Below are 20,446 nucleotides of genomic sequence, written 5' to 3'. Positions count from 1 at the left end.
CCGATCCAGGTTCGAAATATCGGCAAAGGAGCCGCATGTTCCGCACCCCCATCCTGCGCGCCTTAGCGATGGCCGCAGCGGCAGTCACCCTGCTTCTCGTCACCGGGCCCGCCCCGGTGGACCCCCTCCGGACGGCCCCGGTCGCCTCGACGACCCGTCAGATGGCCGTGCCCACCGCCCCGATGGGCTGGGCCTCCTGGAACAGCTTCGCCGCGAAGATCGACTACAGCGTCATCAAGGCGCAGGTCGACGCGTTCGTCGCCGCGGGCCTCCCGGCGGCCGGCTACAAGTACATCAACATCGACGAGGGCTGGTGGCAGGGCACCCGCGACAGCGCGGGCAACATCACCGTCGACACCAGCGAGTGGCCCGGCGGGATGAGCGCCATCGCCGACTACATCCACAGCAAGGGCCTCAAGGCCGGCATCTACACCGACGCCGGCGCGAACGGCTGCGGCTACTACTACCCGACCGGCCGCCCCGCCGCCGCGAACACCGGCAGCGAGGGCCACTACGACCAGGACATGCTCCAATTCTCCCAGTGGGGCTTCGACTTCGTGAAGGTCGACTGGTGCGGCGGCGACGCCGAGGGCCTCGACGCCGCGACGGCGTACAAGGCGATCAGCGCCTCGGTCACCAAGGCCACGGCGAGCACGGGCCGCGCGCTGACCCTCTCGATCTGCAACTGGGGCTACCAGAACCCCTGGAACTGGGCCCCCGGCCTGGCCCCCATGTACCGGACGAGCACGGACATCATCTACTACGGCAACTCGCCGTCGACGACGAACATGCTCTCCAACTTCGACCAGGGCCTGCACCCGGCGGCCCAGCACACCGGCTACTACAACGACCCCGACATGCTGATGGTCGGCATGTCCGGCCTCACCGCCGCCCAGAACCGCACCCACATGGCACTCTGGGCGATCTCCGGCGCACCCCTCCTCGCCGGCAACGACCTGACGACCCTCACCACCGAGACCACCGGCATCCTCACCAACCCCGAGGTCGTCGCGGTCGACCAGGACGCGCGCGGCCTCCAGGGCGTCAAGGTCGCCGAGGACACCACAGGTCTCCAGGTCTACGGCAAGGTCCTCTCGGGCCTCGGCAACCGAGCGGTCACCCTCCTCAACCGCACCTCCGCCGCCCAGAACATCACCGTCCGCTGGTCGGACCTCGGCCTGACAACGGCGTCCGCGACCGTCCGTGACCTCTGGTCCCGCGCCAACATCGGTTCCTACGGCACGAGTTACACGGCCAGCGTTCCGGCCGGCGGCTCCGTGTTCCTGAAGATCAGCGGCGGCACCGAGGCGGCGAGCACCAACTACACCGCCACTTCCACCGGCAAGTACACCGGCGTCAGCGCGGCGAGCACCGGCCTGAACGTCGTCGACGTCACCTACACCAACACCGGCTCCACGGCCGTCACCGGCACCCTCTCGGTCAACGGCCAGACCGCGACGACGGTCTCCTTCCCGCCGACCGGCTCCAGCGCCGGCACGATCTCGGTGCAGGCCAACCTGTCCAAGGGATCGGCCAACTCCCTGACTCTGACGGGCAGTTCACTCCCGACCCTGGGCACGATCAACGTCCAGCCGATTCCGGGCACGAACGGCTCCCTGGTCGTCGGCACCGGGTCCGGCCGCTGCGCCGACGTCTACAACAACACCATCACCAACGGCACGCAGGCCGAGATCTGGGACTGCAACGGCGGCCAGAACCAGGCCTGGACGTACACCTCCCGCAAGGAACTCGTGGTGTACGGCAACAAGTGCCTGGACGCCTACAACAGCGGCACCACCAACGGTACGAAGGTCGTCATCTGGGACTGCAACGGCCAGAACAACCAGAAGTGGACCGCCAACTCCAACGGCACCCTGACCAACGTCAACGCGGGCCTGTGCCTGGACGCGTCCGGCGCCGCCACGGCCAACGGCACCCTGCTGATCCTGTACACCTGCGGCACGGCGACCAACCAGAAGTGGACGCTGACCTAGCCGTACCGGCCCCTGCGCGGCACATCGTCCCGCCGGTCGTCAGGACCGGCGGGACCCGCGTCCCTAGGCGAGCGTGACGGTGACCAGACCCGTCGCGGCGAGCAGGGCGCACGCCAACAGGCAGCAGGCGAGGGCGCGTTGGCGCAGTCGCCGGTACGTCTCCTCGTACTCGTCCCGCAGTTGACGGCCCCGCTCGGCCGTGCGCTGCCACGACAGCCGGGTGAGGGCGAGGTACTCCGCCTCGAACTGCCGCTCCACCTCGTTCCGTTGGCCGTCGGTGAGCCAGTCGAGCCGTGCCGTGAAACGGGCGGCGGCCGTACGGCCCTCCGCGCGGGCTGCGGCGATCAGCAGGTGGCCCTCGACGTCGTTGAGGAAGGCCCCGGTGTCGACGGGGTGTTCGTCCATGGCGGTCACCGGGCCGTCAACTCCCGTTCCAGGGCGGGGATGTCGGCGTGGTGGAGGTCGAAGGCCGGGGACTCACTGCGGATGCGGGGGAGCGAGACGAAGTTGTGCCGCGGCGGCGGGCAGGACGTCGCCCACTCCAGCGAACGGCCGTAGCCCCACGGGTCGTCGACCTCGACCTTCTTGCCGTACTTGGCCGTCTTCCACACGTTGTAGAAGAACGGCAGCAACGACAGGCCGAGCAGGAACGAGGAGATCGTCGACACCGTGTTGAGTGTCGTCAGGCCCTCCACCGCCAGGTAGTCGGGGATCCGGCGCTGCATCCCGTTCACGCCCAGCCAGTGCTGGACCAGGAACGTGCCGTGGAAGCCGATGAACAGCGTCCAGAAAGTCATCTTGCCGAGGCGCTCGTCGAGCATCTTGCCGGTCATCTTCGGCCACCAGAAGTGGAAGCCGGAGAACATCGCGAACACGACCGTGCCGAAGACCACGTAGTGGAAGTGGGCGACGACGAAGTACGAGTCCGAGGTCGAGAAGTCGATGGGCGGGGCGGCGAGCATGACGCCGGTCAGGCCGCCGAACACGAAGGTGATGAGGAAGCCGGTGGCCCAGAGCATGGGGGTCTCGAAACTCAGGGAGCCCTTCCACATCGTTCCGATCCAGTTGAAGAACTTCACGCCTGTTGGCACGGCGATGAGGAACGTCATGAAGGAGAAGAACGGCAGCAGGACTCCGCCGGTGACGTACATGTGGTGGGCCCACACGGTCACGGAGAGGCCGGCGATGGAGATCGTGGCCGCGACCAGTCCCATGTAGCCGAACATCGGCTTGCGGGAGAAGACCGGGATGACCTCGGAGATGATGCCGAAGAACGGCAGCGCGATGATGTACACCTCTGGATGGCCGAAGAACCAGAAGAGGTGCTGCCACAGCAACGCACCGCCGTTGGCGGCGTCGAAGACGTGTGCCCCGAATTTCCGATCCGCCTCCAGCGCGAAGAGCGCGGCGGCGAGGACCGGGAAGGCCAGCAGAACGAGTACGGCGGTGAGCAGCACGTTCCACACGAAGATCGGCATGCGGAACATCGTCATGCCCGGTGCGCGCATGCAGATGATCGTGGTGATGAAGTTGACCGCACCGAGGATCGTGCCGAAGCCGGAGAAGGCCAGACCCATGATCCACATGTCGGCGCCGACGCCGGGGGAGCGGACGGCGTCCGAGAGCGGGGAGTAGGCGAACCAGCCGAAGTCGGCCGCGCCCTGCGGGGTGAGGAAGCCGCCTACCGCGATCGTCGAGCCGAAGAGATACAGCCAGTAGGCGAACATGTTCAGGCGGGGGAAGGCGACGTCCGGGGCGCCGATCTGGAGCGGCATGATCCAGTTGGCGAAGCCTGCGAACAGGGGCGTCGCGAACATCAGCAGCATGATCGTGCCGTGCATCGTGAACGCCTGGTTGAACTGCTCGTTCGACATGATCTGCAGGCCGGGTCTGGCGAGTTCGGCGCGCATGAGGAGCGCCATCACGCCGCCGATGCAGAAGAACCCGAACGCCGTGACCAGATACAGCGTGCCGATCGTCTTGTGGTCCGTGGTCGTCAGCCACTTGATGCTCTTGAGGTCTCTCACGCCCCGCCTGTGTCCGCGCGCCGCCCGCACGTCACACTCGACGGACGCGAGGAGAATCACGAAATCGGGTGTGACGATCGCCCCGGTGCCGGACACGAACGGAACATGAGCAACGACGAGGACTTCGCCGCTGCCTATCGCGAGCACTACTGGGCGGTCAGCCGCTATGTTGCGCGGCGACTGGACGGGCGGAGCAGCGAGGTCGAGGAAGTGGTGGCGGAGGTCTTCACCGTCGCCTGGCGCCGCCGTGCGGATCTGCCGGCGGCCCCGTTGCCCTGGCTGTACGGCGTGGCCCGTAACTGCCTGGCCAATGCGGTGCGTGGGTACGGGCGGCGGCGTCGGCTTGTCGATCGGCTGGGCAACGACGATCGCGCGCACGGGCGGCAGGTTGTGGCCGGGCCCGATGCGGATGCCCCCGGCGGTTGGGTGCACGAGGCGTTGGCGCGGTTGTCGTCGGGCGACCAGGAGGTGTTGAGGCTTACGGCGTGGGAGGAACTGGGTGTGGAGGAGGTTGCCGTGGTTCTGGGGTGTGGGGTGCGGGCTGCGGCGATGCGGTTGCATCGGGCACGGCGGCGGTTGAGAGCGGAGATCGATCGGCTCGCGGTGCTTGGAGGGGCGGGGCGATGACCGTTGAGAGTGCCGCGATGTGTTGTTGGTTGGCTGCGGGTGCGTCGTGGCTGGTCGCGCAGTTCCCCGCGCCCCTTTGGGGTGCTGCAACTAGCCCGTTGAAGGATCAATGCCATGGGTGACGAACTCGAACTCCTGCGTAGCGCCAACCCGTTCACGAGCGATGGGCCCCTCTATGGCGACGGGCCGCTCGATCATCACGCGGAGCGCGGGCTCAACAGGCTGCTGTACGAACGGCGTTCACAGCGTCGGCGGCTGCTCTGGAGCCTTGCGGCCACCGCTGCCGTTGCCGCGACCGTACTCACCCTCGTGCTGGGTGGGCCGAGCAGTACCCCGGCGGTGGCTGCTCCCCGCGCCCTGGTCGTGCAGGCGCACTCCACGCCCGTATCGCTGAAGCAGCTCGCCGCCCTCGCCGTGGCGACCGCGGCCGACGGAACTCCCGTTCTGCGCAGGGGAACTCACGTGCAGTCGTGGAGTCTCGGCATGTCCGACGACAAGCCGCCGGTCACCATCCCCGAGGAACGCATCGTGCGCTGGAACGCGGACGCCAGTCACACGGAACGTGTCGTCGAGGACGGGCATGTCCTCAAGGAGACGACGTTTCCGCCGAGTTGGAGCGATGTCCCGCCCGATGCCCGGCCCCCGCACGACGTGGCCGGACTGCGGGCGTACCTCCGGGAGACGGCGTACAGCAAGGCGCCGTTGACCACCCCCGAACTCCTGTCGGCCGTGGGGGAGCTGCTTGACGAGTGGACGCTCGGGGCGCGTGAGTCTGCCGCGTTGGCGCGACTGCTCGCGGGGGCGGACGGGCTGCGGCCGGTGGGGGAGGTGACCGACCGGCTCGGGCGGCACGGGCAGGCGTACGTCTATCAGCAGCCCGCCACCCGCCTGATGCTGATCATGGACCCGGCCACCGGCGCCGTTCTCGGAATGGAGAGCACCTTCACGAAGGACCAGCCCGAGTACGGCGTCAAGGCCGGGGACGTCATGGACTACAGCGCGTGGACGCGCTGATCACACCCCGAGCTGCCGGGCCGCGGCGGTCACCGTCTGTTCCAGGAGCGTGGCGATCGTCATCGGGCCGACGCCGCCCGGCACCGGCGTGATCAACGAGGCGCGTTCGGCGGCGGATTCGAAGTCGACGTCACCGATGTTGCCCGCGTTGTAGCCGGCGTCGATGACGACCGCGCCGGGCTTGATGTCCTCGCCGCGGATCAGCCGGGGGCGGCCCACGGCGGCGACCACGATGTCCGCCTCGCGGACCACCGCCGACAGGTCCCGGGTGCGGGAGTGGCAGTAGGTGACGGTCGCGTCGCGGGCCAGGAGCAGCATCCCGGCCGGCTTGCCGAGGATCGCGCTGCGGCCGACGACGACGGCCCGCTTGCCGGACGGGTCGACGCCGTACTCGTCGAGCAGCCGCATGATGCCGCCGGGCGTGCAGGACACGAAGCCCGGCAGGCCGAAGCTCATCGACGCGAACGACGCGAAGGTGACGCCGTCCACGTCCTTCTCCGCCGCGATCGCCTCGAACGCGGCCCGCTCGTCGATGTGTTCACCCATCGGGTGCTGGAGCAGGATGCCGTGCACGGTGGGGTCGGCGGAGAGGGCGTCGAGGGTGCCGACCAGTTCGGCGGTGGTCGTGGTGGCTGGCAGTTCCACGTGCCGGGACTCGATACCGGCCTTGCGGCTGCGGTTCTGCTTCATCCGGACGTAGGTGACGGAGGCCGGGTCCGCGCCGACCAGAACCGTCGCCAGACAGGGCGCCGTACCGGTGCGCTCCGTGAGGTCGGCGGCCTTCTTCGCGGTGTCCTCGACGATGCGCCGGGCGAGCGCGGTGCCGTCCATGAGCCGTGCCTGAGACATGATCCACTCCTGAGCTGGTTGACCAATCGCCCAGGCGCACGGCATCGACTCCGCGTGGGCCGCTCCACGGTGGTGCTCCACCTCAGCGCCAGTCACGACCCACGAACAGCGTAACCGACGGGTCCACGGCCGTCAGGGCCCGCTCACCGACGCCGGACGTGCCGGGTCCGACCAGCCGGTGGTGTGGGGAGCGGGCGGGACCGTGCCGCTCGCAGCATCGACCCCAGCAGCGCGGCGGACGCCCGCAGGCCCGCTGCGGAAACCGGTGCTCGGCGTCGCGTCGCAGCGGACCGCGCGGGTGCTGTTGTCGCCGAGAAGGTCCAGGTCAGGCGGGTGTCGATGTGGACCTTCGGCACCAGCCGCGCTAGCCGTCCCATGCCTGGATCATGGTCTGCCGGGTGATCTTGCCGTCCTCCAGCAGGAGCATCGACTCGGCGAGGACCCGGGCCCCGTCCGGGTACTGACAGGACTCGCTGTAGGCGACCCGGTCCCCCTGTACGACGCACTCCTCCAGCTTGTGGGTCATGTCGCGGCTGTAGACGTCGGCGAGCATCGCGCCGATCTCGTCCCGGCCGTGCAGGACCTTGGGGTGGCTGGGCTGGGTCTGGTGGTCGACGACGTGGATCTCGGCGTCGTCCGCGTAGAGCGACAGCAGTGTCGCCGTCGTGTGGTCTTCGATGCCCCGGCGCAGCGCTTCGGTGTCGAAGCCGGGGCGTGCCGCGGTGCCCATGGTGACCTCCTCGGAGGGCCGCGGCCCGAACAGGAGCGAGCCGCGGCGGGCCTCTCCTACGAGAATCCTCCGTCGCGCCGGTGTCGGCAAACCGGGCGGCGCGCTCCGCCTGACGGGTGAGGGGTGCCCGGTGCCCGTGACCGCGCGGGGACCGGCCGCGTTGCTGAGGGCATGATCTCAACACGACGTATTGCCGCCGCCGTTGGTCTCGCCGTCGGGGTCACCGGCCTCGTCGCGCCGATGGCGAACGCCGCCGACGCGCCCGCCTTCAAGGACGGCAAGGTCAGCCCGGTCGCCCTGCTGGACTCGCTCGCGGTGAGTGAGATCCCCGCCGAGCACCAGGCGGAGATCCCGAAGGTCGCCAGTCAGCTTCAGGGCATGAACCACCTGAACGACCTCCAGCAGTTGCACCAGGTCACTGACATGACCGCGCCGGTCACGGGACTCCTCCCCAGCATCGAGCCGTGAGCCCGCGGTACTGATCCCGCGGAGCACGCAGGCCCTGAGGGCCGTCCGGAAGCGGGCGGCCCTCAGCCGTTTTGCGAAGTCAGCCCGCCGTCGCCAGGAACTGCGTCGCCGCCAGCTCCGCGTAGAGCGGGTCGGCGGTCACCAGTTCCCGGTGCGTGCCCACCGCGCGGACCCGGCCCGCGTCCATGACCACGATCCGGTCGGCCATCGTCACCGTGGACAGCCGGTGCGCCACGACCAGGACCGTCGTCGTACGGGCCACATCGGCGACGGTGTCGCGCAGGGCCGCCTCGTTCACCGCGTCGAGCTGCGAGGTCGCCTCGTCGAGGAGGAGCAGGCGGGGGTGGCGCAGCAGGGCGCGGGCGATGGCCACACGCTGGCGTTCGCCGCCCGAGAGGCGGGTGCCCCGGTGGCCGACCAGGGTGTCGATGCCCTTCGGGAGGCGGGCGATGAGGCCGTCGAGGCGGGTCGTCTTCAGGACGCGGGTGACGGCGTCGTCGTCCGCGTCCGGGTTGCCGAGCACCAGGTTGTCGCGCAGGGAACCCGACAGGACCGGGGCGTCCTGCTCCACATAGCCGATGGCGGACCGGAGTCGGGACAGTTCCCACCCGGCGAGGTCCCGGCCGTCGAGGGTGATCGCGCCGGACTCGGGGTCGTAGAAACGCTCGATGAGGGAGAACACCGTGGTCTTGCCCGCGCCGGACGGGCCGACGAACGCCGTCATGCCCTGGGCCGGTACCTCGAAGGTCACGCCGTGGTGGACGTAGGGGAGGTCGTCGGCGTAGCGGAAGCGGACGTCGTCGAAGGCGAGGGCCGCGGGTTCGGCGCCGGGGGAGGGCAACTGGGCGGGCGGGGACGGGGGTTCGGCGGGGAGGTGCAGCGCCTCCTGGATGCGGGAGAGGGCCGCGGTGCCCGTCTGGTACTGCGTGATCGCGCCGACGACCTGCTGGATCGGCTGCATGAGATAGAAGACGTAGAGGAGGAAGGCGACCAGCGTGCCGATGTCGATCGCACCCGTCGCCACGCGTGCTCCGCCCACCGCGAGGACGGTGATGAAGGCGACCTGCATCGACAGTGCTGCCGTATTGCCCGCGGCGGCGCTCCACTTGGCGGCCCGCACACTCTGCCGCCACGACTCCTCGGCCGCCGCGTGCAGGGTGCGTTCCTCGCGCTCCTCGGCGCCGGACGCCTTCACCGTGCGCAGCGCGCCCAGGATCCGCTCCAGCGAGGCGCCCATCACGCCGACCGCGTCCTGTGCCTGCCGGCTGGCCCGGTTGATGCGCGGCAGGATCAGGGTGAGCACGGTGCCCGCGCCCGCGATCACGGCGAGGGTGACGCCCAGCAGAACCGGGTCAACCAGGCCCATCATGACGACAGTTGCGACGAGCGTGAGCCCTCCGGTGCCGAGCCCGACGAGTGAGTCCGTGGTGACCTCGCGCAGCAGGGTCGTGTCCGAGGTGATGCGCGCCATCAGGTCGCCGGGCTCGCTGCGGTCCACGGCGGAGATCCGCAACCGCAGCAGATACGACGACAGGGTGCGCCGCGCACCGAGCACCACCGACTCCGCGGTACGCCGCAGAACGTATGAACCCAGCGCGCCCAGAGCCGCGTTGGCGACCACCAGCGCCGACATCGCGAGCAGCGCCCCGGTGATCGTCCGGTCGTGCGAGAGGTCGTCGATGAGCCCCCGCGCCACCAGCGGCAACAGCAACCCGGTGCCCCCGGTGACCAACGAGAGCAGCGCGCCCGCCAACAGGGCCCAGCGGTGCGGCCGTACGTAGTCGAGGAGCAACCGCCAGGCCGGCGGACCGCTCTGAGTCCCTGCGATGCTCACGGCGCTCCTCGGGAGTCGGTCGGAACATTCAGGCTACGTCGGCCGCCATTGATCCCGGTGAGGGGCAGGACGCATGGCCGGGACGTCAGCGTGCCCTTACCGATCAGTCACGCGTAGGGTCGGAGGCAGGGACAACGGCGACGAAAGGGTTCAGGACCATGGCGCAGGAAGTACGCGGCGTGATCGCACCGGGCAAGAACGAGCCGGTCCGGGTCGAGACGATCGTCGTACCCGACCCCGGACCCGGTGAGGCCGTGGTGAAGGTACAGGCCTGCGGGGTCTGTCACACCGACCTGCACTACAAACAGGGCGGCATCAGCGACGACTACCCCTTCCTGCTCGGCCACGAGGCCTCCGGCATCGTCGAGTCGGTCGGCGAGGGCGTCACCGATGTGGCCCCCGGCGACTTCGTGATCCTCAACTGGCGTGCCGTGTGCGGGAATTGCCGCGCCTGTCTGCGTGGCCGCCCCTGGTACTGCTTCAACACCCACAACGCCAAGCAGAAGATGACCCTCGCCTCGACCGGCCAGGAACTCTCTCCGGCCCTGGGCATCGGAGCCTTCGCCGACAAGACGCTGGTCGCCGCCGGACAGTGCACCAAGGTCGATCCGGCCGTCTCTCCCGCGGTCGCCGGGCTGTTGGGCTGTGGCGTGATGGCCGGCATCGGCGCGGCCATCAACACCGGCAACGTCGGGCGCGGTGACACGGTCGCGGTCATCGGTTGCGGTGGTGTCGGTGACGCGGCGATCGCCGGTTCCCGGCTCGCCGGCGCGGCGCGGATCATCGCCGTGGACATCGACGACCGGAAGCTGGAGAAGGCCCGCTCCATGGGGGCCACGCACACCGTCAACTCCAAGGCCAATGACCCTGTCGAGGCCATCCGCGAACTCACCGGTGGCTTCGGCGCCGACGTCGTCATCGAGGCGGTCGGCCGCCCGGAGACGTACAAACAGGCCTTCTACGCCCGCGACTTGGCGGGCACGGTCGTCCTCGTCGGTGTCCCGACCCCGGAGATGAAGCTCGAACTCCCGTTGCTGGACGTCTTCGGGCGTGGTGGTTCGCTCAAGTCGTCGTGGTACGGCGACTGTCTGCCCTCCCGGGACTTCCCGATGCTCATCGATCTGCATCAGCAAGGGCGCCTGGATCTGGCCGCGTTCGTCACGGAGACGATCCAGCTCGACGAGGTGGAGAAGGCGTTCGAGCGGATGCACGGCGGCGATGTGCTGCGTTCGGTGGTGGAGCTGTGATGGGCGCTCGCATCGAACACCTCGTCACCTCCGGGCAGTTCAGCCTCGACGGCGGTACCTGGGACGTCGACAACAACGTGTGGATCGTGGGCGACGACCACGAGGTCGTCGTCATCGACGCCGCCCATGACGCCGACGCCATCCTCGCCGCGATCGGCGACCGCAGGCTGACCGCCATCATCTGCACCCACGCCCACAACGACCACATCGACGCGGCGCCCGAACTCGCCGACCGCACCGGCGCCACGATCTGGCTGCACCCCGACGACCTGCCCCTGTGGAAGCAGACCCACCCCGACCGCGACCCCGACGCCCATCTCGCCGACGGCCAGGTGATCGAGGCCGCGGGCGCCGACCTGAAGGTGCTGCACACGCCGGGGCACGCGCCCGGCGCGGTGTGCCTGTACGACCCCGGGCTCGGCACGGTCTTCACCGGCGACACGCTCTTCCACGGCGGACCGGGCGCCACGGGACGGTCGTACTCCCACTTCCCGACGATCATCGACTCCATCCGCGACCGGCTGCTCACCCTCCCGGCCGAGACGAAGGTGCTCACCGGGCACGGCGACTCGACGACCGTTGGGGCGGAGTCCGCGCACCTGGAGGAGTGGATCGCGCGGGGGCACTGAGAGACACCCGCCAAATCCCGACAGAAGGTGTCCGGTTTCTCCTGCACGATCGACATGACAGCGAGTCGAACGAGCACGGGAGGCCGGACATGCCGGGTCCACTGGAAGGCAAGGTCGCGCTGGTCGCGGGAGCGACGCGCGGAGCGGGACGCGGGATCGCCGTGGAACTGGGCGCGGCCGGCGCCACGGTCTACGTGAGCGGTCGCAGCACCCGCGCGCAGCGCTCCGAGTACGACCGGCCCGAGACCGTCGAGGACACCGCCGACCTCGTCACCGCGGCCGGCGGCCAGGGCATCGCCGCACCCACCGACCACCTGGAGCCCTCGGCCGTACGGGCCCTCGTCGACCGCATCGACGACGAACAGGGCCGCCTCGACCTCCTCGTCAACGACATCTGGGGCGGCGAGCACCTCTTCGCCTGGGACACCCCCGTCTGGGAACACGACCTCGACAAGGGTCTACGACTCCTCCGGCTGGCGGTCGAGACGCACGCGATCACCAGCCACCACGCGCTGCCCCTGCTGCTGCGCCGACCCGGCGGCCTGGTCGTCGAGATGACCGACGGGACCGCCGAGTACAACCGCGACACCTACCGCGTCTCCTTCTTCTACGACCTCGCCAAGTCGTCCGTCCTGCGCATGGCCTTCGCCCTCGGTCACGAACTCGGTCGACGCGGCGCCACCGCCGTCGCGTTGACTCCGGGCTGGCTGCGCTCGGAGATCATGCTCGACCAGTTCGGCGTGCGCGAGGACAACTGGCGCGACGCCCTGGAACGCGTCCCCCACTTCGCCATCTCGGAGACCCCGCGCTACGTCGGCCGCGCCGTCGCCGCCCTCGCCGCCGACCCCGAAGTGGCCCGCTGGAACGGGCAGTCGCTGTCCAGCGGCGGACTCGCCCCCGTGTACGGCTTCACGGACCTCGACGGCAGCCGCCCCGACGCGTGGCGGTACCTGGTCGAGGTGCAGGACGTGGGGAAAGCGGCGGACGTGACCGGATACCGCTGACGTACGAGGTCACTCCTGGGTCGTCAGCCAGCGGCCCGAGTGGCCGGGCGGGAGCGCCAGGTCTTCGCGTACGGCCGCGTAGTAGCCCTCGCGGCCCGCTCACTGACGGTCCATCAACTCCCGCCACGCGTCCGGGGCGTGGGTCTCCGTGCGCATGAACCGCTCCATCTCCATCACCGCGCTGACCCACGTCCGGGCCTCCTCCTCCACCACCTCCGGACTTCCCAGCAGGATCAGCGCCTCACCGGAGGGATCGCGGCCCACGGTCGCCTCGGCCAGCAGCGGTTCCGCCTCCGTCAGGCTCAGCGGATGGGGGTGCGGGTCGTTGCCGAGATGGGACGCGACCCGGTAGGCCAGGGTCACGGACCTCTTCAGCGTCCGGGCGTACTCGGCGTACACCTCCAGCCGCCGCTCCTCCCAACGGGCCGCCCGCTCACGGCGGAACCTCGCCCGATCGCCCCGCACGATCGCCACATACGAGCCGAGGGCGCCGATCACGACGCCGATGAGCGCGGGCAGTTGCTGTAGGAACGCGTGCATGTCCGCACGCTATCTGCCGAGTTGATCGCTCCGGCAGTACGTTCGGGACCATGACCGACACAACGCGCTTCGAGGGGTACGGAGTTCTCGTCACCGGTGCGGCCCGCGGCATCGGCGCGGCCGTCTCCCGGCGGCTCGCTGAGGAGGGGGCGCGGGTTCTGGTGACCGATGTCGATCTGCCCGAGGCGGAGAGGACGGCGGCGGCGCTGCGTGAACTCGGCCTGGCGACCGAGGCGTTCGGCTGCGATGTGGGGGACCGGGAGGCGGTGGAGCGGGCCGTCGCCCGGGCCGTCGAGTCCTTCGGGGCGCTCGACGTCCTGGTCAACAGCGCCGCGCACTGCACGCCCGACCTCCCGCTCTTCGAGGACGAGCCCGACGACGAGTGGGCGAGCGACCTCGACATCACGCTGACGGGGACGTACCGCTGCTGCCGCGCCGCCCTCCCGTACCTGGTCGCCTCGGGGCGCGGGGCGATCGTCAACATCGGTTCCGTGAACGGCAGTCAGGACTTCGGCAACCACGCCTACAGCGCGGCCAAGGCCGGACTCACCTCGCTGACCCGCACCCTCGCCGGGCACGCCGGCCGGCGGGGCGTGCGGGTCAATCTGGTGATGCCTGGCACGGTACGGACCTCGGCGTGGGAGGGCCGGGACGCCGAACTGGACGCGGTGAGGGGCCTGTATCCGCTCGGCCGGGTCGGCGAGCCCGAGGACATCGCCGCGGCAGTCGCGTTCCTCGCCTCGCGGGACGCCTCCTGGATCACCGGCACCACCCTCGCGGTCGACGGAGGGCTCACCGCGGTCAACTCCGGTTTCCTACAGGCCCTTTCAGAGCGCGGGGCCAAGGGGGAGTGAGGCAAGCGCCGCCAGTACCCGGTCCGTATCGGCCTCGGACGTACGCCAGTTGCTGAACGCGGCACGCAGCGCGGGTGTCCCGTCGTAGACCGTCGGCGTCAGGAACGCCTCGCCGGTGGCGGCCACGGCTTCCGCGACGGCGGCCACCCGCTCCTGCGTGGGGTTCTCGGCCAGGGTGAAGCAGACGACGTTCAGCCGGACCGGCGCCGACAGTCGCAGGCCCGGGAGCGCGGCGATGCCCTCCCCGAGACGCTGGGCGAGGGCGACGTTGCGCTCGACGATCTCGCGGTGCCCGGCGCGGCCGTAGGCCATGAGGGAGAACCAGGCGGGGAGGGCGCGCAGCCGGCGGGAGTTCTCGGGGGTGAGGTGGAGGAAGTCGGGGTCGCCGGTCGGCGGGCCGAGGTACGGGGACGCGTTGTGGAAGACCCTGGTCTGGAGGTCGCGGCGGCGGGTGAACTGGACGGCCGCGTCGTAGGGCACGTTGAGCCACTTGTGGAGGTCGACGCAGACCGAGTCGGCCGCGTCGAGGCCGTCGACGAGGTGGGCGTACGCGGGGGAGAGAGCGGCGAAGCCGCCGAACGCGGCGTCCACGTGCAGCCAGAAGTCGTGTCGTTCCTTGAGGGCGGCGATCGCGCGCAGGTCGTCGAAGTCGACGGTGTTCACCGTGCCGGCGTTCGCGACGACGATCGCCGGGCGGCCCTTCAACTCGGCGAGAGCGTAGTCGAGTTGGGCCACGTCGACGGCTTCGCGGTTCCCGGCGAGCACGGGAACATACCGCATCCGGTCGCGGCCGATGCCCAGCACGGAGAGTGCCTTCGAGACGCTGGAGTGCGGGCTGCCGGAGAGGACGTCGACCGGGCCGAGCGCGGCGGTGCCGTCCTGGGACACGTCCACGCCCAGGCGTTCGCCGAGCCATTCGCGGGCGACGGCGAGACCCACCGTGTTGGACACGGTCGCGCCGGTGACGAAGGCGCCCGAGTGCGCCTCGCCGAGCCCGAACAGCTCGCGCAGCCAGCCGACCGTCTCCCGCTCAAGGGCTGCCGCCCAGGAACCGGCCGCGCCGGACACGTTCTGGTCGTACGCGCTGGTCAGCCAGTCCCCGGCGACCGACGCGGGTGTCGCACCACCGGTCACGAAGCCGAGGTAGCGCGGGCCCGCCGACCCCGAGAGCCCGGGCGCCCACCGCTCGGCGAAGCGGGCGAGAGCCGCCTCGCCACCCGCCCCCTCGATCGGCAGCGGCTCCCCGTCGGGCGCCTTGTCGAGCCGGACGACGGGCCGCTCGGCCATGCCGTCCAACTCACGGGCGGCGATGTCGCGGGCGGACTGGAGGAGGGCGGGGAGCCGGGAGAGGTCGTCGGCGAGAGTGGGGTGCATGGGCGGCAGCGTAGGCGGAGGTCACGCGTGGGGTATCGGGCCACTTCGACGGAACTGGACTGGATCACACCCGAGCGCGCCGGTGTCACTCGTCCCGGTGGGAGCGGCGCGGCAGGTGCCCCTGGCGCAGCCGCAGCCAGGTGTCGCGGGCCCGGCGGCCCGCACGGGTGCGGCTGTGCGCGACCATCTCGCGCGCCTCCTGCTCGGATGCCGCCATGGCCGATGACCCGCGCAGCGGCTTGCGTGCCGTCTCGCGCAGGAACAGGGCGGCGATCACCCCGATCGCGCCCGCGACCATGAGGTAGTAGGCGGGGACGAGTTCGTTGCCGGTCACGTCGACCAGTGCGGAGGCGATCAGCGGGGTCGTGCCGCCGAACAGGGAGACGGAGAAGTTGTACGCCAGGGACAGGCCGCCGTAGCGCAGATGGGTCGGGAAGAGCGCGGGGAGGGTCGCGGCGCTCGTGCCCGCGAAGCAGACCAGGAACAGGCCGAGGATCACGCAGCCGATGGCGGGGAACACGATGCCGCCCTGGCGGATGAGCTGGAAGACGGGGATCGAGAGGACGACCATGGCGCCGCCGCCCCAGAGGAACAGGGGACGCCTGCCGTACCGGTCCGAGGAGCGTCCGACGACGGTGATGGTGAGGGCGACGAGCACCATGGTGCCCAACACCAGGAGCTGGGCGGTGAGTTCGGACTCGCCGAGGGTGGAACTCATGTAGGTCGGCAGGTACGAGGTCACCATGTAGTTGGTGACGTTGTAGAGCAGGACGAGACCGACACAGACGAGCAGGGCCTGCCAGTGGTCGGTGAGCACTTCCTTGAGGCGGCCCTTCCCGGACATCCGGGCCTCCTCCCCGCGCTTCTCCTCGACCTCCTGGAACGCGGGCGTCTCCTCCAGCCTGAGCCGCATGTAGAGACCGATGATCCCGAGCGGACCCGCGACGTAGAAGGGGATCCGCCAGCCCCAGTCGACCATCTGGTCCTCGGACAGGGCGGCGGTGAGGACGGTGACCAGGCCGGAGCCGAGGGAGTAGCCGACGAACGTGCCGAAGTCGAGCCAGCTGCCGAGGAAGCCGCGCATCCGGTCGGGGGAGTACTCGGCGATGTAGGTGGTGGCCCCGGCGTACTCGCCGCCGGTCGAGAAGCCCTGCACCAGCCGGCAGAGCAGCAGCAGGACCGGCGCGGCCAGGCCGATCGTCTTGTAGCCCGGCAGGAATCCCACCGCGAACGTACTGATCGCCATCATGATCATGGTGACGGCGAGGACCTTCTGGCGGCCCACACGGTCACCGAGGGGCCCGAACACGAGCCCGCCGAGCGGCCGGACGAGGAAGGCCGCCGCGAAGGTCGCGAACGTCGAGATGACCTGGGCGCCCGGTGAGCTGCCCGGGAAGAAGACCTTGCCGAGGGTCGAGGCGACATAGGCGTAGACGCCGAAGTCGAACCACTCCATGGTGTTGCCCAGTGCCGCGGCCGACACGGCCCGTCGTACGGCCGGCCGGTCGGCCACCTTCACGTCGTCCGGGCTCAGGGTCTTCTTGCGCCGGCGCAGCAGCGTCCGCACCATGCGCTCGGTGCGCGCGTTTCCCGAGCCGAGCCCACGTCGCGGGTCGTTCGGGCCTGCGGGGTCCCGCTTGTCTGACCTCATGTGCACCTGTGCGTCGTCGTCGCTGGTTCCGCTTCGCGCGCCGCGCGGTGGGGAAACCCTGATTGAGCACAGGTAACCCGTGTGACTCACCCGGAAACCCGCCGTCCGCTTACGGATGCCGTCTTCCGCCGAGCCCGGTGGGCGACGGAGAATGTCACCGTTTCGTCGCGGTCCGGCCCGGGCCACAACCCTGTCGCCCGCGCACCGGTCTAGCTGGCAGAGATCGCAGTTCCGGCGAAGGGGGAGGTTCCGACATGGGGGACATACGCAGACGAGGTGCCATAGCGCTCGGTATCACCGGGCTGGTGGCACCGCTCACGCTCGTGCTGGGCGGCGCTCCGGCGCAGGCGGCGACGAGCTGTACGACGCAGAAGGGGCCGTACCAGAAGCAGGTCGAGAAGTTCCTCGGCCGGCCGGTCGACGGGAAGCAGTCCGCCGCCGACTGCAAGGCCATCAAGGCATTCCAGACCAAGCACGGCATCACGCCGAACATCGGCTACGCGGGATCCGTCACCTGGGGCGTGATGGACCTCATGAACAAGCAGAAGGCCGTGGGCACCAAGCCCAACGCGGCCGGCAAGTGCCCGACCAACAAGGGCCGCATCGCCTGCGTGAACCTCACGCTCCAGATCAGCTGGATCCAGGACGGCAGCCGGCTCGTCTACGGCCCCGTCCCGGTGCGCACCGGCCGCAACGGCTACGAGACCCGCACGGGTCTGAAGAAGATCTACTGGCGGGACATCGACCACGTCTCGAACATCTACAACGTGCCCATGCCCTACAGCCAGTTCTTCGACGGCGGCCAGGCCTTCCACTCGGTCAGCCTCAGCATGTGGAACCCGCCGGGCTCGCACGGCTGCGTCAACATGACCAAGACCACTGCCAAGAAGTACTGGTCGCTGCTGAAGAACGGCGACGACGTCTTCGTCTACGGCCGCAAGCCGGGGACCTGACAGACAGTCACCCGGCTTGCGTGCCGACCCAGTTACTCGGGCGCGTCCCCGAAGTCCGGGATCTCCAGCCGCGCCCCGCCCTGCCGTGCCGAGTCGTGCGCGATGATGCCCGGCAGGGTGTAGCGGGCCGCGACCCACGCGTTCACGCTGGGCAGGGTGCGGGAGTTGACCGCGGTCACGAAGTCGTCCGCCAGGAAGTGGTGGCTGCCCTCATGGCCGTTGTGCAGGTTGTCGAACTCCCGCGGCAGCCGCGACCGGTCGTGCACCGGCGCCGAACCCGAGGTGAAGGCGGCGCGGAGGTCCGGCGCGATGTGCTGAAGTGACGGGTCGTCAGGAGACATGGTGGGCTTGGGCTCCAACAGCTCGCTGATGTCCTGCACGCCCTTCTTGTCCTGCCAGAAGGCCACCGTCGCGAGCTGCTCCATGCTCGCGTCCGTCCCGAAGAACCGGAAACGCGACTCCCGGATCTGCGAGGGATAGCCCACCCGCCGGAACTCGTTCGTACGGAACGAGCCGCCGCCCGCGACCTCGAAGAGCGCGGTGGCGTTGGAGAAGTCGTTGCCGAACTGGCTGACCTCCTTGTCGAAGACCCCGTCCCCGCGCTCGTCCACGACCCCGATCGCCGAGACGCTCACCGCGTGCGTCTGCCACGCGCCGAGCACCCCGCCCACCGAGTGCGTCGGGTACAGCAGCGGCGGATAGCTGGCGGTGGCCTTCCAGTTGTCGCCGCCGCTGTACTGGTACGCCTCGTAGAACCCCAGATCCATGTCGTGGACGTAGTCGCCCTCGGCGTAGAAGATCCGCCCGAAGGCTCCCTCCGCGATCTGGTTGCGGGCGTGCACGGTCGCCGGGTTGTACTGGCTGGTCTCGCCCATCATGTACGTCAGTCCGGTCGCCCGGACCGCGTCGATGATCGCCGCGATCTCCTCCGTGCTGATCGCCATGGGGACCGCGGAGTACACGTGCTTGCCGGCGCCGAGCCCCTGGAGGACCAGGGGGCCGTGCGTCCAGCGCTGGGTGAAGATCGCGACGGCATCGACGGCCTTCGACTCCAGCATCGCTTCATAGGTGGGGAAAGTGCCCGCCAGCCCTTGTTCGGCGACCAGTTGCTCCGCCCGCTCGGGCAGGAGGTCGGTCACATAGACCTCGCTCACGCCGGGATGGGCCTGGAACAGTCGGGCGAACTGGCCGGAGAACTGGCCTGCTCCGACGATGCCGAGGGAGAACGTCATGGGTGCGTGTCCTTCTCTGACGGGGATTTCCCTGAGCGGAAATCACTGAACGAACATCACTGACCGAATATCACTGGCCGAGGATGAAGTTGATCTGTTTGTTGGTCTTGCTGAGGCCGCTCACCGGTGCGTCGTTGGCGTAGACGTCCTGCATGGCGGGGCGCATCAACGCGTACACGTCGGCCGAGTAGTTGGTGATCGGGAAGGAGAAGGTGGCGAAGTCCTTCTTGTCGGCGACCGGCCGGGTGAAGGCCGTGACGTCGATGCCCTTCTTCTTGTAGGCGGCGACGGCGGCCTTCGTGCCGTCCGGGGTCGCGGGGAAGACGATGCCGTAACTCCCCACCGTCTTCTGGCAGTTGTCCGATGACAGGTAGGTCACCCACTTCCGCGCGCCCGCCTTGTTGGGGGCGTTCTTGGTGATCGAGTCGGCCAGTCCGTTCATCATGGTCGCCCGTTTCCCGGTCGGACCGGTAGGGGTGTACGCGGTGCCGATCTTGATCCCCTTGGCCGCGGCGTACGTGGAGATCATCCAGGCGCCGTCGAAGGCGGTCGCCGCCTTGCCCCCGGCGATCTGCACGTTGGGCGGGTTCGCGCCGTCGCTGTAGTCCGTGAACGGTGCGAGATAGCCCTTCTTCGCCAGGCCGAAGTACCACTTGACCGTCGACTGGTAGGTCTTGCTGTCGTACTGGTACTTCGTGCCCCAGCGGGTCTTGTCCGTGTAGTTCCAGCCGGCCGAGGCGGTGAAGGGGCTCCACGTCGTCTGGCCGTCGGAGTCGCCGGCGCCCCCGGTGGCCATGCCGTACACCTTGACGTGGTGCTTGTCGAAGCCCGGTTCGTCGCCGCGCTTGCCGTTCCTGTCGATGGTCAGATGCGCGATGGCCTTCTCGAAGGTGCCGCCGTCCGTCGGGTTCCAGGACAGGCTGTCGAGCTGGTCGGCGCTCAGCCCCGCCGACTTGGCCATCTTCTGGTTGTAGAAGAGGGCGACCGTGTCCCAGTCCTTGGGCGCGCCGTACTGATGCCCGTCCTGGCCCTGCCAGTTGGCGGCGAGTCCGGGCTGATAGGCGGCCGGGTCGATGCCGAGGTCGTCCAGCGGCTGGAGCACCTTCAGATCGGCGAACTGGCCGAACTTCTGGATGTGGTCGGTGAACACGTCCGGCTGGGTGCCCGCGATGAAGCTCGCGGTGAGCTTGGTCCAGTAGTCGCCCCAGCCCAACTGGGTGATCTTCACCTTGAGTCCGGGGTTCTGCTCCTCGAAGCCCTTCGCGCAGGCCTGGTAGGCGGGGAGTTGGTTGGCGTCCCACAACCAGTACGTCACCGTGTCCGAGGCCGAGCCCACGGAGTCGCCCTTGGCGCAGCCCGCCGTCAGGGACAGCGCGAGCGCCCCGGTCAATGCCATGACCGTACGAAATCGCATGCCCT

General features: G+C 69.5%; 18 protein-coding genes, 1 pseudogene and 1 riboswitch. Of the genes and pseudogenes, 9 read left to right on the top strand and 10 right to left on the bottom strand.

Annotated features, from left to right (window positions below; genetic code table 11):
• Nucleotides 1–35 precede the first annotated feature (35 nt).
• A complete protein-coding gene (locus tag OG194_RS03345; RefSeq protein WP_327399307.1) occupies nucleotides 36–1,994 on the top strand; it encodes a ricin-type beta-trefoil lectin domain protein in 1,959 nt (652 codons plus the stop codon).
• A gap of 63 nt (nucleotides 1,995–2,057) precedes the next feature.
• Here the strand turns inward: OG194_RS03345 and OG194_RS03340 are convergent, their stop codons facing one another.
• Nucleotides 2,058–2,408: a hypothetical protein gene (locus OG194_RS03340; protein ID WP_327399306.1), complete on the bottom strand. Its 351-nt coding sequence runs from the start codon at nucleotides 2,406–2,408 to the stop codon at nucleotides 2,058–2,060.
• Nucleotides 2,405–4,021, bottom strand: coding sequence for an aa3-type cytochrome oxidase subunit I (gene ctaD, locus OG194_RS03335; protein ID WP_327399305.1), 1,617 nt, complete (start codon nucleotides 4,019–4,021; stop codon nucleotides 2,405–2,407). The genes OG194_RS03340 and ctaD overlap by 4 nt, the downstream gene beginning before the upstream one ends.
• 105 nt (nucleotides 4,022–4,126) lie before the next feature.
• On the opposite strand from ctaD, the gene OG194_RS03330 reads away from it, so the two are divergent.
• The gene (locus tag OG194_RS03330) at nucleotides 4,127–4,648 is read left to right on the top strand and encodes an RNA polymerase sigma factor (RefSeq protein ID WP_327399304.1); all 522 of its coding nucleotides are present in this window, start codon (nucleotides 4,127–4,129) and stop codon (nucleotides 4,646–4,648) included.
• 114 nt (nucleotides 4,649–4,762) lie between these two features.
• The gene (locus OG194_RS03325; RefSeq protein WP_327399303.1) at nucleotides 4,763–5,662 is read left to right on the top strand and encodes a CU044_5270 family protein; all 900 of its coding nucleotides are present in this window, start codon (nucleotides 4,763–4,765) and stop codon (nucleotides 5,660–5,662) included.
• Here the strand turns inward: OG194_RS03325 and OG194_RS03320 are convergent, their stop codons facing one another.
• A complete protein-coding gene (locus OG194_RS03320; RefSeq protein WP_327399302.1) occupies nucleotides 5,663–6,511 on the bottom strand; it encodes a bifunctional 5,10-methylenetetrahydrofolate dehydrogenase/5,10-methenyltetrahydrofolate cyclohydrolase in 849 nt (282 codons plus the stop codon). It abuts the gene before it with no gap.
• A 21-nt stretch (nucleotides 6,512–6,532) separates the two neighbouring features.
• A riboswitch (ZMP/ZTP riboswitch) is annotated at nucleotides 6,533–6,617 on the bottom strand.
• Nucleotides 6,618–6,875: 258 nt separating this feature from the next.
• A complete protein-coding gene (locus OG194_RS03315) occupies nucleotides 6,876–7,241 on the bottom strand; it encodes a nuclear transport factor 2 family protein (protein WP_327399301.1) in 366 nt (121 codons plus the stop codon).
• 171 nt (nucleotides 7,242–7,412) lie between these two features.
• On the opposite strand from OG194_RS03315, the gene OG194_RS03310 reads away from it, so the two are divergent.
• The gene (locus OG194_RS03310) at nucleotides 7,413–7,709 is read left to right on the top strand and encodes a hypothetical protein (protein ID WP_327399300.1); all 297 of its coding nucleotides are present in this window, start codon (nucleotides 7,413–7,415) and stop codon (nucleotides 7,707–7,709) included.
• A 79-nt stretch (nucleotides 7,710–7,788) separates the two neighbouring features.
• Here the strand turns inward: OG194_RS03310 and OG194_RS03305 are convergent, their stop codons facing one another.
• Nucleotides 7,789–9,543, bottom strand: coding sequence for an ABC transporter ATP-binding protein (locus tag OG194_RS03305; protein ID WP_327399299.1), 1,755 nt, complete (start codon nucleotides 9,541–9,543; stop codon nucleotides 7,789–7,791).
• Nucleotides 9,544–9,701: 158 nt separating this feature from the next.
• Between OG194_RS03305 and OG194_RS03300 the strand changes: the two genes are divergently transcribed.
• The 3 genes from OG194_RS03300 to OG194_RS03290 all read left to right on the top strand — a co-directional run bounded on the left by OG194_RS03300 (nucleotide 9,702) and on the right by OG194_RS03290 (nucleotide 12,423).
• Nucleotides 9,702–10,790, top strand: a complete 1,089-nt coding sequence (locus tag OG194_RS03300) for an S-(hydroxymethyl)mycothiol dehydrogenase (RefSeq protein WP_327399298.1) — start codon at nucleotides 9,702–9,704, stop codon at nucleotides 10,788–10,790.
• Complete coding sequence (locus OG194_RS03295; RefSeq protein ID WP_327399297.1) at nucleotides 10,790–11,419, top strand: MBL fold metallo-hydrolase; 630 nt, start codon at nucleotides 10,790–10,792, stop codon at nucleotides 11,417–11,419. Before OG194_RS03300 ends, OG194_RS03295 begins: the two co-directional genes overlap by 1 nt.
• A gap of 89 nt (nucleotides 11,420–11,508) precedes the next feature.
• On the top strand, nucleotides 11,509–12,423 hold the full coding sequence (locus tag OG194_RS03290; RefSeq protein WP_327399296.1) for an SDR family oxidoreductase: 915 nt from the start codon (nucleotides 11,509–11,511) through the stop codon (nucleotides 12,421–12,423).
• Nucleotides 12,424–12,432: 9 nt separating this feature from the next.
• Here the strand turns inward: OG194_RS03290 and OG194_RS03285 are convergent.
• Nucleotides 12,433–12,963: pseudogene (locus OG194_RS03285) on the bottom strand (hypothetical protein).
• Nucleotides 12,964–13,013: 50 nt separating this feature from the next.
• On the opposite strand from OG194_RS03285, the gene OG194_RS03280 reads away from it, so the two are divergent.
• On the top strand, nucleotides 13,014–13,817 hold the full coding sequence (locus tag OG194_RS03280; RefSeq protein WP_327399295.1) for an SDR family NAD(P)-dependent oxidoreductase: 804 nt from the start codon (nucleotides 13,014–13,016) through the stop codon (nucleotides 13,815–13,817).
• Here OG194_RS03280 and OG194_RS03275 read toward each other — a convergent pair.
• Nucleotides 13,791–15,191 (bottom strand): pyridoxal phosphate-dependent decarboxylase family protein, encoded by a 1,401-nt coding sequence (locus tag OG194_RS03275; RefSeq protein WP_327399294.1) that lies wholly within the window; start codon nucleotides 15,189–15,191, stop codon nucleotides 13,791–13,793. The two genes, OG194_RS03280 and OG194_RS03275, sit on opposite strands and share 27 nt — an antisense overlap.
• Nucleotides 15,192–15,276: 85 nt before the next feature.
• Nucleotides 15,277–16,761, bottom strand: a complete 1,485-nt coding sequence (gene proP / locus OG194_RS03270; protein ID WP_327406966.1) for a glycine betaine/L-proline transporter ProP — start codon at nucleotides 16,759–16,761, stop codon at nucleotides 15,277–15,279.
• Between the two features lie 335 nt (nucleotides 16,762–17,096).
• On the opposite strand from proP, the gene OG194_RS03265 reads away from it, so the two are divergent.
• Complete coding sequence (locus OG194_RS03265; protein WP_327399293.1) at nucleotides 17,097–17,795, top strand: L,D-transpeptidase family protein; 699 nt, start codon at nucleotides 17,097–17,099, stop codon at nucleotides 17,793–17,795.
• Between the two features lie 32 nt (nucleotides 17,796–17,827).
• Here OG194_RS03265 and OG194_RS03260 read toward each other — a convergent pair whose 3' ends face one another.
• A complete protein-coding gene (locus OG194_RS03260; protein ID WP_327399292.1) occupies nucleotides 17,828–19,027 on the bottom strand; it encodes a Gfo/Idh/MocA family protein in 1,200 nt (399 codons plus the stop codon).
• Nucleotides 19,028–19,097: 70 nt separating this feature from the next.
• Entirely contained in the window at nucleotides 19,098–20,441 is a 1,344-nt protein-coding gene (locus tag OG194_RS03255) for an ABC transporter substrate-binding protein (protein ID WP_327399291.1), read from the bottom strand.
• Nucleotides 20,442–20,446: the final 5 nt, after the last annotated feature.

Origin of the sequence: Streptomyces sp. NBC_01288 (assembly GCF_035982055.1) — a bacterium.
Lineage (GTDB): Bacteria > Actinomycetota > Actinomycetes > Streptomycetales > Streptomycetaceae > Streptomyces.
This window is presented reverse-complemented; position numbering and strand designations above follow the sequence as displayed.